This is a genomic window from Bifidobacterium bombi DSM 19703 (assembly GCF_000737845.1).
In the GTDB taxonomy this organism is placed as follows: domain Bacteria; phylum Actinomycetota; class Actinomycetes; order Actinomycetales; family Bifidobacteriaceae; genus Bifidobacterium; species Bifidobacterium bombi.
On the sequence record NZ_ATLK01000001.1, the window covers coordinates 919,637 to 933,021 of the forward strand.

At 56.4% G+C, this 13,385-nt stretch carries 12 protein-coding genes; all 12 read right to left on the reverse strand.

The genetic code is table 11. The features are described from left to right. Positions 1-371: 371 nt before the first annotated feature. Complete coding sequence (gene tuf, locus BBOMB_RS03455; protein WP_044087157.1) at positions 372-1,571, reverse strand: elongation factor Tu; 1,200 nt, start codon at positions 1,569-1,571, stop codon at positions 372-374. 163 nt (positions 1,572-1,734) lie between these two features. Beyond that, positions 1,735-3,864, reverse strand: a complete 2,130-nt coding sequence (gene fusA / locus BBOMB_RS03460) for an elongation factor G (protein WP_044087155.1) — start codon at positions 3,862-3,864, stop codon at positions 1,735-1,737. Positions 3,865-3,899: 35 nt separating this feature from the next. Next, the gene (gene rpsG, locus BBOMB_RS03465) at positions 3,900-4,370 is read right to left on the reverse strand and encodes a 30S ribosomal protein S7 (protein ID WP_044087154.1); all 471 of its coding nucleotides are present in this window, start codon (positions 4,368-4,370) and stop codon (positions 3,900-3,902) included. Positions 4,371-4,372: 2 nt separating this feature from the next. Then, the gene (rpsL, locus tag BBOMB_RS03470; RefSeq protein WP_044087351.1) at positions 4,373-4,744 is read right to left on the reverse strand and encodes a 30S ribosomal protein S12; all 372 of its coding nucleotides are present in this window, start codon (positions 4,742-4,744) and stop codon (positions 4,373-4,375) included. Positions 4,745-5,842: 1,098 nt separating this feature from the next. Continuing rightward, positions 5,843-6,709 (reverse strand): aldo/keto reductase, encoded by an 867-nt coding sequence (locus BBOMB_RS03475; RefSeq protein WP_044087349.1) that lies wholly within the window; start codon positions 6,707-6,709, stop codon positions 5,843-5,845. A 137-nt stretch (positions 6,710-6,846) separates the two neighbouring features. Further along, on the reverse strand, positions 6,847-8,109 hold the full coding sequence (locus tag BBOMB_RS03480) for a TraX family protein (protein WP_238549874.1): 1,263 nt from the start codon (positions 8,107-8,109) through the stop codon (positions 6,847-6,849). A 330-nt stretch (positions 8,110-8,439) separates the two neighbouring features. Beyond that, a complete protein-coding gene (locus BBOMB_RS08275) occupies positions 8,440-9,468 on the reverse strand; it encodes a regulatory protein RecX (RefSeq protein WP_238549875.1) in 1,029 nt (342 codons plus the stop codon). Next, positions 9,465-10,631, reverse strand: coding sequence for a recombinase RecA (recA, locus tag BBOMB_RS03495; protein WP_044087152.1), 1,167 nt, complete (start codon positions 10,629-10,631; stop codon positions 9,465-9,467). The genes BBOMB_RS08275 and recA overlap by 4 nt, the downstream gene beginning before the upstream one ends. Positions 10,632-10,869: 238 nt before the next feature. Then, positions 10,870-11,103 carry a DUF3046 domain-containing protein gene (locus BBOMB_RS03500; RefSeq protein ID WP_044087150.1) on the reverse strand — a complete coding sequence of 78 codons (234 nt, stop codon included), beginning with the start codon at positions 11,101-11,103 and terminating at the stop codon, positions 10,870-10,872. A gap of 117 nt (positions 11,104-11,220) precedes the next feature. Next, positions 11,221-11,697, reverse strand: a complete 477-nt coding sequence (locus tag BBOMB_RS03505) for a helix-turn-helix domain-containing protein (protein ID WP_238549919.1) — start codon at positions 11,695-11,697, stop codon at positions 11,221-11,223. 129 nt (positions 11,698-11,826) lie between these two features. After that, positions 11,827-12,507, reverse strand: a complete 681-nt coding sequence (locus BBOMB_RS03510; protein WP_044087344.1) for a CinA family protein — start codon at positions 12,505-12,507, stop codon at positions 11,827-11,829. A 55-nt stretch (positions 12,508-12,562) separates the two neighbouring features. After that, complete coding sequence (gene pgsA / locus BBOMB_RS03515; protein ID WP_044087148.1) at positions 12,563-13,231, reverse strand: CDP-diacylglycerol--glycerol-3-phosphate 3-phosphatidyltransferase; 669 nt, start codon at positions 13,229-13,231, stop codon at positions 12,563-12,565. Positions 13,232-13,385: the final 154 nt, after the last annotated feature.

Here is a 13,385-nt window from a genome sequence, read left to right on the forward strand (position 1 = left end):
AGAGAACCGACCCAGGTGCCCGTTGCGAGCGACCAAGGCCGCGGCGTTGAAAGACCGCGTACACCAACGACCGGCGACCTCAGATAATGCCGAATGTTGCGGGACTCCATCCGTCATGACACCGCGTGCGCATATCCATAGGGCGCGATCTGAATAAAGCTTCGTGCAGCGGGATCCGTGAACCATGTTCACGACCTCATAAACCATGCTGACTCGAACACGACCGTCATGAATGAAAATATCTGGGCACGGCAATCTCATCACCTTCAAACGATGGGCCGGCCCCCAAATGAGGACCGGCCCATCATACGACGTACCGCAAAGCGGCATCACCACGTCGGACACTTATCCGACGTTCATCGAGAAATGAACTACTCGATGATCTTGGTGACACGGCCTGAACCGACCGTGTGGCCGCCTTCACGAACAGCGAAGGTAAGACCCTGCTCCATGGCGATGGGCTGAATCAGCTCAACGGTGAAGGTGGCATGGTCTCCAGGCTGAACCATCTCGACGCCTTCCGGCAGCGTGATGACGCCGGTGACATCGGTGGTACGGAAGTAGAACTGCGGACGGTAGTTCGAGAAGAACGGCGAGTGACGGCCGCCCTCATCGCTGGTGAGGACGTAGACCTCGCCCTCGAACTTGGTGTGAGGGGTCACGGAACCCGGCTGAGCCAGAACCTGACCACGCTCCACATCGTCGCGGTTGATGCCGCGAAGAAGCAGACCAGTGTTGTCGCCTGCTTCGGCCTCATCCATCTGCTTGTGGAAGGTCTCGATGGAGGTGACGGTCGTGGTCTGGGTATCGCGGATGCCGACGATCTCGACAGTGCTGTTGACCGGAAGCTTACCACGCTCCACACGGCCGGTCACCACGGTGCCACGGCCGGAGATGGTGAAGACGTCCTCGATAGGCATGAGGAACGGCTTGTCAAGATCATGGACCGGGGTCGGGATGTACTCATCCACGGCATCCATGAGATCCTTGATAGTCTGCACCCACTTGTCGTGATCCGGAGCGTCATCATGCAGAGCACCGTAAGCGGAGGTGCGGATGACCGGGCAGTCACGGTCGAAGCCGTTCTCCTCAAGGAGGTCGCGGACCTCTTCCTCGACGAGCTCGATGAGCTCGTCATCATCGACCATATCGCACTTGTTGAGTGCAACGAGAATCTTCGGCACGCCCACCTGACGGGCAAGCAGCACATGCTCGCGAGTCTGGGCCATCGGGCCATCAGTGGCCGCGACCACGAGGATCGCACCATCCATCTGGGCGGCGCCGGTGATCATGTTCTTCACGAAATCGGCGTGGCCGGGGCAGTCCACGTGAGCATAGTGGCGCTTCGCCGTCTGGTACTCGATGTGGGCAATGTTGATGGTGATGCCGCGCTGCTTCTCTTCAGGTGCGGCGTCAATCTGATCGAAATCATATTCCGGGTTGACATCCGGATACTCGTCATGCAGCACCTTCGAAATGGCCGCGGTCAGGGTTGTCTTGCCGTGATCGACGTGGCCGATGGTACCGATGTTAACGTGCGGCTTAGTCCGCTCGTACTTTTCCTTTGCCATTTGTTTGTCCTCCTGGACGTTTTTGAACCGGTCTTTGCTTTTTGGCTCAACAGGCTCTAGTTTACTGGGTTTCTGGGTTACTCGCCACTTAGTGCCCGAACCCAGTCAGCGCTAGAAAAGTCTAGCGTAGACTGGGGACACGGCACGCGCATGGCTACGTTGGTCACTCGCCGCGCTGTGCCTTGACGATCTCGTCCGAGATGCTCTTGGGGACTTCAGCGTACGAATCCATCTGCATGGAGAAGGATCCACGACCCTGGGTCTTGCTTCGCAGCTCACCGATGTAGCCGAACATCTCGCTCAGCGGCACCTTGGCGTCGATGACCTTCACGCCGGCGGAATCACGCATCTCCTGGATGTTGCCACGTCTTGAGTTGATGTCACCCATGACGTCGCCCATATAGTCCTCGGGCGTGTGGATCTCTACCGCCATGATGGGCTCCAAAATGACGGGCTTCGCCTTGACAGCTGCCGTCTTGAAGCACATCGAACCGGCGATCTTGAAAGCGAGCTCGGAGGAATCCACGTCGTGAGTCTGGCCATCGGTGACGGTCGCCTTGACGCCCACCACCGGGAAGCCGGCGAGGATGCCGGACTCCATGGCCTCCTGGACACCCTCATCGATCGAAGGAATGAATTCCTTGCCGATGTGGCCGCCGGTGACCTCGTTGACGAACTCGTAGTTCTCCCCGGCCTCGGTGTCCAGAGGCTCGAAGTTCATAAGGACCTTCGCGAACTGGCCGGAACCGCCCGTCTGCTTCTTATGGGTGTATTCCTGGTTCATGACGGCCTGACGGATCGTCTCACGGTAGGCGACCTGCGGGTTGCCCACGTTGCACTCCACCTTGAACTCACGACGCATACGGTCAACGATGATGTCGAGCTGGAGTTCGCCCATGCCGGAAATCAGGGTCTGACCGCTCTCCTGATCGGTCTTGACCTGGAAGGTCGGATCCTCGTCCGCAAGCTTGGCCAGAGCCAAGCTCATCTTCTCCTGATCGGCCTTGGTCTTGGGCTCCACAGCAACCTCGATGACGGGCTCCGGGAAGGTCATGGATTCCAACGAAATCGGGGCCTTGTCATCGCACAGGGTGTCGCCGGTGGAAACATTCTTCAAACCGACGAGCGTGTAGATGTTGCCGGCCTCGGCTGCGTCGACGGGGTTCTCCTTGTCGGCGTGCATCTGGAAGATCTTACCGATGCGTTCCTTCTTGCCCTTGGTGGAATCAAGCACCGTGTCACCGGGCTTGACCGAACCGGAGTACACTCGCACGAATACGAGTTTGCCGTAGAAGGGGTGGGTCGAAATCTTGAACACCAAGGCTGCGAACGGATCACTCATCACCGGCTTGCGGTCGATTTCCTTGGATTCATCCGCCGGATCGAAACCAACGATGGCCGGAACATCCTCGGGACTGGGCAGGTAATCGACCACGGCATCGAGCATGGGCTGAATGCCCTTGTCCTTGAACGCCGAGCCGCACAGCACCGGATAGGCGCGACGGCTGATGGTCAGCTCACGAATGCCCTGGCGAATCTCCTCTTCGGTGAGTTCACCGGAGTCGAGGTACTTCTCGGTCAATTCGTCATTCGCCTCGGCGGCCTGGTCGACGAGCGTGGCACGGTACTCCTCCGCACGCTCCTGAAGCTCCGCCGGAATGTCCACGGTGTCATAGTGCGCACCGAGATCGCCCGAAACGTCATTCCAGACATACGCCTTCATACGAATCAGGTCTACGACACCGACGAAGTCGTTCTCCGCACCGATCGGCAGCTGCACGACCAGCGGTGTGGCTCCGAGCTTCTTCTTGATGGTATCCACCGAATAGTAGAAATCAGCGCCGAGCTTATCCATCTTGTTGATGAAGCAGATACGAGGCACACCATACTTATCGGCCTGTCGCCACACTGTCTCGGACTGGGGCTCCACGCCCTCCTTGCCATCGAAGACAGCCACCGCACCGTCAAGCACTCGCAGGGAGCGCTCCACCTCGGCCGTGAAGTCCACGTGGCCCGGGGTGTCGATGATGTTGATCTGATACTTGTTACCGGTGTCATGTGTCTGGCGGTTCCAGAAGCATGTCGTCGCGGCGGACTGGATGGTGATACCTCGCTCCTGCTCCTGCGCCATGAAATCCATGGTGGAGGCACCGTCGTGGGTCTCGCCGATCTTGTAGTTCTTGCCGGTGTAATAGAGGATTCGCTCCGTCACCGTGGTCTTGCCGGCATCGATGTGAGCCATGATGCCGATGTTACGGACCTCATTGAGGTCGTTGAGCACGTCAAGTGCCATAATATTCCTTACGCTTCTTTAGATGTATATTGCGATTACCAGCGATAGTGCGCGAAAGCCTTGTTGGCCTCGGCCATCTTGTGGGTATCCTCGCGGCGCTTTACGGAAGCCCCCAGACCGTTGGAGGCGTCGAGAATCTCATTGGCCAGACGTTCGGCCATGGTCTTCTCGCGACGCTTACGGGAGAAATCGGTGAGCCAGCGAAGGCTCAGGGCGTTCGCACGGTTGGGCTTGACCTCAACAGGCACCTGATAGGTAGCGCCACCGACACGACGGCTACGCACCTCGAGGCTTGGGCGGATGTTGTCCAGAGCGCGTTTCAGAACGCTCACCGGTTCCTGATCGGTCTTCTCCTTGACAATGTCAAGAGCGGAGTAGACGATGCCCTCGGCGATGGACTTCTTGCCATCGAGCAGTATCTTGTTGATGAGCTGCGTGACCACGAGCGAGCCGTAAATCGGATCGGGGAGCAGCTGACGCTTTTTGGATGGTCCTTTACGTGACATGCTTACTTGGCCTTCTTTGCTCCGTACAGGGAACGACCCTGCTTGCGATCCTTAACACCCTGGGTATCGAGCGCACCGCGCACGATGTGGTAACGCACACCAGGCAAATCCTTGACACGGCCGCCACGCACGAGCACGATGGAGTGCTCCTGCAGGTTGTGGCCTTCACCAGGGATGTAGGCGGTGACTTCGACGCCCGAGCTCAGGCGCACACGGGCCACCTTACGCAAAGCCGAGTTCGGCTTCTTCGGCGTAGTGGTGTATACACGGGTGCACACGCCGCGGCGCAGCGGGCTTCCCTTCATGGCCAGAGTCTTCGACTTCTTGGCCTTTGTCTTGCGTCCTTTGCGGACAAGTTGTTCAATAGTAGGCAACTTATTCTCCGATTCGTTGATTTTGAATCCTACTTCTGTGGAGCCGCGACCATGCAACTTCATCCGATGAATCGGTAAAGCAGCCCAGTCCACCGGCCCGATGGCCCTTCACCCTCATTGGCTGTATTACTACAGCCACCTCGACGGATTCCAGGATATCCCAATGCACACACCTGTCACATAAGGCGCGCCATTGGCACACACAACATTTAAGTATAGCGCAAGTCCGGACATCACACCCTATCTCTATAAGGCAGTGCGCAAGCCGCGAGACGAAGTCCTCGAACCGAGCATGGCAGCGCCCAGATCCACGCGCCCTCCGACGCTGCCGCTCAGTCCTTCGCCCGTGACCTAGTAGACCAGAAAGCGCAGCAACCATGACACGATCAGTATGTCGAGAATCATATGGTACATGGCCTCGACCAAGTAACTTTCCGAAGACGCGATGGTTTGGTAGGTATCCTCAAAAACCTGTAGTAGCGAACAATGCACCCATACGAGGAAAAGTGCATTCTCCCTTGGGAGGCTGACCAACCGAGGAGAAACACGACTAAAAACCACGCTTCCAAGCGCTCTTTGAAGATGAATGGAGACAGCACAGCCATGTAAACGATCATGAACAACGCATCCTAGACTTCATCACCCACCGAAACGAACGCCGACACGGCGATTTTGGCGCCTCCTATCGCAGCCCTGTCAAATCCAGTCCATACCAGATCAACAGGCGGACACAAAAGAACACCTTAAGCCACTTGGACCGGATAGAACGCTTTCCTACGGAGCCAGAAGTGCATCTATCCACGCAATGCGTGGACCCCATGAACGATTTCTTTTCTATCTGCACTCGCCGTACTTATTTCAACTGAATCGGCATCTAGCAAACAAGGACGAACGGCGGTTTGGAGCAGCCAGTACTGAGTTGAGTTGCGGTAAGTTGAATTAAGTTGAATTAATTCAATTCAGTTAAATTAGCCTATGCTCAGACCAGGTGTCCTGCTTTCCGGAGACGTCCTTTGACGGAAAACTTACTGACGCGGACCCAACTAAACTTCGAGAGAATACGTTGATCACACAGGGTAAGCCTTTACGAGTAATCCCTCAGAACTCCTCGTGGAAACGTGAGTCGAAGCCCCAGCAGCTGCCTTGCGGGTTGTCGAGCGAAGAAAGCGCGGCCATGTCGCCCTCATCCAGCGTGAACCCGTCCACGTTGAGGTTCATGCGCTGGTAGTCCTCACTCGAGGCCTTGGGGATGGCCACGTCACCGGTCTGTTCATGCCAACGCAGCACCACCTGCCCTACCTTCACACCATACTTGCGCGCGATCGCGACGATATCCGGGTCCTTGAGCATCTCGTTGGCGCGGCCCAACGGGCACCAGGCTTGAGTGATGATGCCATGGTCGTTGTCGTACTCCATCTCCTCGTGTCGTTGGAAATACGGGTGCCTTTCGATCTGATTGACCTCGGGCATGACCGCTGTGGCCCGGTACAGACGTTCGATATGCCCGGGCAGGAAATTGCTTACGCCGATGTGCCGCACGAGACCGGCTTCACGCGCATCGATAAGCGCCTGCCAAGCCTGAACAAAACTCCCCTGCGAAGGGTTGGGCCAATGAATCAAGTACAGGTCTATGTAATCCAGACCCGTACGCGCCACGCTTTCCTCAATGGCCACGCGAGCCTCGGCGTAGCTATGGTGACGCCCAGGAAGCTTGGAGGTCACGATAATCTCCTGCCTCGGTACGGAACTTTGACGAACCGCCTTGCCTACGATACCTTCGTTCTCGTACATGAAGGCGCTATCGATCAGGCGGTACCCCACCTCGAGCGCACCCATGATGACGTCCACACCGGCATTTCCGACTAACCCTGCCGTACCGAAGCCTATGGCGGGAAGTTCAAACCCGTTGTAAGCCACCCTAGGGTCTATGGCGCCCAGCACTTTGACCGGTCTCAATTCCCGCATATGAACATCATTACTCTGATCCATCATATTCCCCACCGCCTTTGTGATATCATCCCGATGACGCCGGCAATGCACGTATTGGTATAGATTGCAGATTAACCTCTTGCCTATCTTCGATTATAGCAGCAGGAGGTCCGTCACAAAGCGGCGGATACGAGGTACAGAATCACTATATGTGCAGGGTAAAAAACGTAGAAAAAGTACTTATCGCCACGGCCTTTGCGTCCGTCATACAGCAGGATGGGAATAACAGCGAAGATCATCATCCACTGCGTCATGCCTTTGACTGCATAGACCACGGCGCACGCAGCTATGGCGGCGCACTGCAACCACCTGTTGTTCCTAAACAGGTACATGAAAGGCACGATCAGCACCATAAGCGTGTTTTCGGCAAGCAGGATGCAAGGAGTGAATGCCATGATGGCCGCCAGTACCAGGCCAGGCATGGAGCCGGAGGCCACCTGATCGCTCAAAACTATAGGGATGACCGAAAGAATGAAGGGAAGGACGAACAGGAACACACCGAAAAGAATATGTTTGGTTCGCTCGCCGTGGGCGGCGGCTTCGAACTGATCTAGACCGGTCATGAACAGCGTACCTATGAACAGGTCACGGAAGATGTTATTGGTCAGCTGGACGTTGTCGGTCGGTATCACAATCTGCACAACGTTCGTAAGCAAGGCCATAAGCACCATGCAGGCATACAGTCTCCATACATAGGTGCGTTTGCTGCGGGTGTGGGAAAAACCAATGACACTGACGAAGAAGAAAAGCGTCGCCACGGGCCTGCCAAACCAATCCAACCATGCCGGCGCTCCGAAGGCACTGAACATCTGGTGCACATGGTCCACGACCATGAGCACCAGACCGATCATCTTGATGGCAAACGTGCTCAAACCGACTCCCGGAATTAGGCTTCGAACATGTCCATCGCGCCATGACGGACTGTGAACGGTCCTGCTCGACGCATCGCTTTTCGATATGTCCGAGCTTCGGCCTCCTTCCGTCACCGGGGCGATTGTCGGCTCGGTCATGGAATCGTTACGCAACATAGCCAAAGTCGAAGCATCGGCATTATTCGCGAATATCGCGGACTGCGGATGCACACTCTGCGGTGTTTCAGACACTGAAGACAAGGCGGCTTGGGGCTCAGAAGACGACAACTTCTCTGCGGATGCCGTCGATATAAATGAATCCGCCGATACTGAAAGTGACTGCGTATCCACGCCCGAGCGTGAGGGTACGGCAGGGGAACCTATGTTCTCACCTATCGCATGAGGCAAGGGCGTCATCGGTTTTGCGGCTATCTCGCCAGACTGCCACGAAGTCGGAACAACGCTTGTGGCGTCATTGGTTTTACACATATTCAGTATGATATCAGAACCGAGCTTCACCTGCACTTTCCCTCTTTGATTTCCCCTCAATCCTTATCAAGAATCCTTGTTTGACACTCAGCCAAACAAGCACAATCATCACAACAGCCGCTACGACTACTGTTGTTCCTCACATGTCAGCCGTTCCGCAAGCATTCCTATTTTTAAGAGCCTGCCGTACTCGCCGGCCAAGCATAATGACCGCGTCCTCGGGAGTCTTTGTAAACGAAAACAACCGAACCGCATGAGCTGTATTGCGGACCCAATGGATTCTGCTGACTTCCCTCGGACCACATCGTCGTAAAAAAACACGGCTGTAACTGCAACATCACCATCGACAGTCATCGAAAAAAGGCTTCACTTTACAAACAATTCCTGGGCTACTCTACTCAAGGTTTCAGAATCATGTCCTTTTCTGCCCCCTGCACCCCAGAATCGGCGCCTGCGTACTTCCATGTCGAGTCCTTGCGTTTTGGCAGCCACTTTACATCCAAGCTCCCAAGCCGCATCCTCAAATGCTCCCTGCTCCTCAGCAAGACGCACTTGGGCACTCGCCAGATCGCTGTCCACGTCCTTACGACGAAGTTCCTGAAACACCCCACGAGACCCAAACTGCCGCGCAAGGCACGAACGCACCACCGATTGCGCGTATGCCTCATCATCAATCAAGTGAAGCTGAACCAGCCGGTCCACGACCTCGCTCGAGACCTCCTCACCATAGCCTTTTGAAATCAGCCGTTTCCTTATGCCGCCCGATGATCTCGCCGCGGAATCAAGCAGACTCAGTGCCGCCTCACGACAAGACTCATAATCATCGGGATCATCAGGAACGCGAACCATCGGGGCACCCGAACGATATCCCCGCTTCCTATAGGAGCCACGGCTCCTCCGCCCACCTCCGGAGCGGTGCCGCGCCGGTTTGCGCCACGAGCCCGAATCATCCTGGGAATCCGTGACCTCATCGTGAGGGCTTGCTCCAAAACCGCTGGTAAACGCACTCGTGACAGGCACGGCATGGGTCGGAGCGAGATTTCGTAAACGTCCTGACCTTCCGCCACATCCGCGACCACCGCCGAACGAAACCTCAACAGCGTCATCGATACAGCTGGCACGATCAGAGCGAAGCGAATCGCTCGAAGCGCGGCACGTTTCCCCAGCTTCGGCAGACGTTTGAGGGAACCCACCCTCCGGATCGCTGTGCGCAGAACCCGTTACGCGAGACCAACATCTCGAATCCGCGCGATCTGCGCTGCCTCCGCAGCTCTTCGACTCCACGAAGCGTCCGGACACCGTGGTGGCGCAGGAATCACCATCAGCGTCGCGGCCCTGGGAGCAAACCTTTTTTCGTATGCCACGCTTTTGAAGGAACGACTCCGCATCAATCATGATTCGTCAGATCGGCCTTCCACCCCTTCACCGGGAGCATGGCCAGATCCGTCCGATTCAGAGCCATCCTGTCCTTCAGGACCCTCGGCGAGCTTGGACCCATCTGACTCGACTCCGAACGCGACTTTGACCTTGTGCTCGATCTCCTCACTGATGGCAGGGTTGTCTTTGAGAAACGCGCGTACGTTTTCCCGGCCCTGACCAAGCTGATCACCCTCATAAGTAAACCAGGAACCCGACTTTTTCACAACATCGCATTGCAAGGCCATATCGAGGATAGACCCCTCTTTTGAGATGCCCTCTCCATACAAAATGTCAAATTCAGCAAATTTGAACGGTGGGGCCATTTTATTTTTCACGACTTTGACCTTCGTACGGTTCCCAACAGCTTCCTCACCGTTTTTGATGGTCTGAATCTTACGGATATCCAGACGTACGGAAGCATAGAACTTCAACGCCTTACCACCCGTCGTCGTCTCCGGGTTGCCGAAAAACACACCAATTTTCTCACGCAACTGGTTGATGAAGATGGCCGTCGTTCCTGATTGAGCCAACGCTCCTGTCATCTTGCGAAGCGCCTGGCTCATAAGTCGAGCCTGCAGACCAACATGACTGTCGCCCATGTCACCCTCAATCTCTGCTTTCGGCACCAAGGCCGCCACCGAATCGATGACAATGATGTCAAGAGCTCCCGATCGCACCAGCATATCGGCGATTTCCAAAGCCTGTTCTCCGTTATCGGGCTGAGAAATGATAAGTGAATCCGTATCTACACCAAGCTTTTTGGCATATACCGGATCAAGCGCATGCTCGGCATCTATGTAAGCGGCAACACCACCGCTGCGTTGCGCCTCAGCCACAGCATGCAACGCAAGAGTGGTCTTACCGGAGGATTCGGGACCGAAAATCTCGACGATTCTCCCCCTGGGCAGGCCACCGATACCCAACGCTAAATCCAACGCCAGCGAACCGGTCGGAATGACTTCCACATCCTGCACCGGCTTGTCACCAAGGCGCATCGCGGAGCCCTTACCGAAATTTTTTTCCACCTGCTTGAGGGCAGTATCAAGCGCTGCCTGACGACGAGGATCCACGGTTCCAGGCACTTCATTGCCTGTTTTCAAATTCTGTACCGGCCCTTTCGAGGTCTTTGCCTGTGCCATATCTCTCCTTAGCTACGCTTTGTCTGTATCTTCACCCTATGGCTCCGCACCACGATGGCACAACTACTACAAAGCTTTGTGGTCGAACGTCCAACATCCCGACACACCGCGGAAACAAGGACTTGATGACCATGACCCGCATTGCGATGGCATTGCCAACATGAACATGATAGAACCCGATGCGAACATTTGTTCGAATGCTCGGCGTGGCGCATTATCCAGCCAACGACGTGCTCGGTCACTTCGCCGGCATCGGCGGAGCGACGTGATCTCTGCCCCAACGCCGGGAATCGGGAATCTGCAGATGGTCACATAACAGATTCCATACCACTCGGGGCTCTTCACCGGCAGCCAACGCCTCCACCGAGCTCATGTCGTCAAGCTCCGGCAGAGCCACATCACAAGCCATGCTCCTGCCATATGTACGGCCAAGAACCTCCTCGACCAGCTCCCAGAAATCCCGTTCAGTCATTTCACCTTTCCGAATACAACGGACCCGCCGCCCTTCTCCGGAGCGGCGGGTCCGACAACCGAACCATGCGACCCACCTCGAAAGACAGGCCGCATCGAACTCTCACAGCTTAAGAAACTAAGCCTCGACGGAATCCAAGTAATCCGCCACCAGACGCAGCATCTGCGCAGTGCTCAACCCGAGCGACTCGGAAATAGACGCAAGCAACTCCGAACTCGCTTCCTTCTGTCCGCGTTCGACCTCCGAAAGGTAGCCGAGCGAAACCCCGGCCTTCTCACTGACTTCGCGCAAGGTCTTGTGGCTGCTGGTACGCAGATCACGCAGCACATGGCCGATTGCACCGCGCAAGGAGATGTTACGAACCTCACCGTCATCATCCTGACGCACGTTAGACGAAGTCCGTTGTCGCGGCTTTTCGACGTCTTCCTGTTCCCACATCCTGTTCAAAGCGGCCTGGCGCATATCCTTCGCTTTCTTTGCCTCGCGCGCCTTGATCACCTGCTGTTGCGCGAACATGACCGCCTTGCGTTGCGCAGGGGTCAATTCCGACGTTCTGGCGGCATTCTGCCGAGGCAGGGAGGCAATCAAATCCATCTGCTTCTGCTGGCGAATCCGCGCCTCAGATTGCTCTTGTGTGCGTGTCATCATAGCTTCCATATCTACCACCCCAAATCCTCATTTCCGTTTCCCTATTCACCTAAGTCAATAGCAAACATCCGGAATTTATTCCATTTCCAGTGATGTGAGGCTCATCACTGTTTGCAGAGCAGCCTGGACCGTAAGCCTGCGCACTGCTTCGCGGGTTCCCGACAGGTGCAATTCAATATCCTTTCCAACCCAGCCAAGTCCATCGGTGCCATCGGCCGGCACGGCGTCATAGGCCCACGAAGATCCGGCACCGTCATTCGGATCCTCCGGCACAGACCAGCCGTTCCCGGGCAGATTCGCCACCAATTTGCCGAAAACGGCACCGGGCAACGCCACACCGACATAGACAAGGCCGGCAGGCTTCCCCCCGTCCGGCCCAGGACCGGCGACTCCTGTGGTGGACAATCCGATGATCCGTCCGCCATATTCGCGTTGGTCATAAAGTCGCGCGGCGCCACACGCCATCTGCGAAGCCACCTGCGGATGGACGGCGCCTGAGCGCGAAAGCAGACCCGCATCGACCGATAATATGGAGGCCTTGGCACGAATGTCATAGGTGACGGCCGAACCGAGAAACACGCTGGAAGCTCCAGGAATACGCACAAAAGCATCAGCAAGCAGTCCTGCAGTCAGCGACTCCGCGACGGCGATCTTCAAGTCGTGTTCGCCTGCCCAACGCAGAATCGAAGCGGCCATGCGGTCACGCCTCTCCTGATCCGGAGCGAAATGAGGACCAAAATCGCCCTCGTCTCCCATCAATGAGGGGCGTTCATGCGCAGCTGACGTGTCCATAGTTCTCCTATCGGCCTTCCTAATCCCGGGCACTCCCGCGGGATGTCGCGACGGCATACACATAGGTGCAGCCAGAGTACAGACACAGCACCAGCGCCAGGCCGATGACGACGTAGGTGGCCCAATAGTACGTCGACCACCACAAAGGAGCACCGGCACCCAAATGGGGCAGAATACCGGGCAGCGGGCGACCCGGCGCCAGGGCCCACATGGGCATCAGAAGCATACCGAGGCCGATGCACTCCGCAAAGGTCTTGTACTTGCCGGCCTTGGACGCAGCAATAACTGTACCGCCGGCATCGATGACGAAGAAGCGCATCAGCGTAATGCCGATCTCTCGCACAAGAAACAGTGCCGTGACCCACCAACTGAGCTCATGAAACACCGAGGCAACCACCAACGTGGAACAGATGAGCAGCTTATCGGCGATGGGGTCCATAAGCTTGCCAAGCTCGGTAATCTGGTTGTATTTGCGCGCCATCCAACCATCCAACTTATCGGTGGATGCGGCGACGATGAACAGCACCGCAGCCCAGAAACGTCTGGAAACACTGCCACCACCCCATTTACCGGCGGATAAGTCAAGCCCCACGAAGACCAAGACCAAGAGAATCCGCGTGTACGTGACCAAGTTCGGCGGACTGTTCCAACCCTTCAACAGGGAATGACGTTCATCTTGTTGTTTCATGTACTTTACTCTATCGCGACTGCAATACCTGGGCATCTGGCGTGGTACTGCCACCATCTGCCGACGGGACGGCCTGCGAAAGCGAAACGGCCGATGATCCTCGACGCACGTACCCATGACGTATCACGCGGAACGAAGCGCACACCGTCCCTCC

What these genes read in the sequence shown, in the direction of transcription:
- tuf (WP_044087157.1), bottom strand. Translation starts at nt 1,571, where the DNA reads ATGGCAAAGGAAAAGTACGAGCGGACTAAGCCGCACGTTAACATCGGT.
- fusA (WP_044087155.1), bottom strand. Translation starts at nt 3,864, where the DNA reads ATGGCACTTGACGTGCTCAACGACCTCAATGAGGTCCGTAACATCGGC.
- rpsG (WP_044087154.1), bottom strand. Translation starts at nt 4,370, where the DNA reads ATGTCACGTAAAGGACCATCCAAAAAGCGTCAGCTGCTCCCCGATCCG.
- BBOMB_RS03475 (WP_044087349.1), bottom strand. Translation starts at nt 6,709, where the DNA reads ATGCGGGAATTGAGACCGGTCAAAGTGCTGGGCGCCATAGACCCTAGG.
- BBOMB_RS08275 (WP_238549875.1), bottom strand. Translation starts at nt 9,468, where the DNA reads ATGATTGATGCGGAGTCGTTCCTTCAAAAGCGTGGCATACGAAAAAAG.
- recA (WP_044087152.1), bottom strand. Translation starts at nt 10,631, where the DNA reads ATGGCACAGGCAAAGACCTCGAAAGGGCCGGTACAGAATTTGAAAACA.
- BBOMB_RS03500 (WP_044087150.1), bottom strand. Translation starts at nt 11,103, where the DNA reads ATGACTGAACGGGATTTCTGGGAGCTGGTCGAGGAGGTTCTTGGCCGT.
- BBOMB_RS03505 (WP_238549919.1), bottom strand. Translation starts at nt 11,697, where the DNA reads ATGGATTTGATTGCCTCCCTGCCTCGGCAGAATGCCGCCAGAACGTCG.
- BBOMB_RS03510 (WP_044087344.1), bottom strand. Translation starts at nt 12,507, where the DNA reads ATGGGAGACGAGGGCGATTTTGGTCCTCATTTCGCTCCGGATCAGGAG.
- pgsA (WP_044087148.1), bottom strand. Translation starts at nt 13,231, where the DNA reads ATGAAACAACAAGATGAACGTCATTCCCTGTTGAAGGGTTGGAACAGT.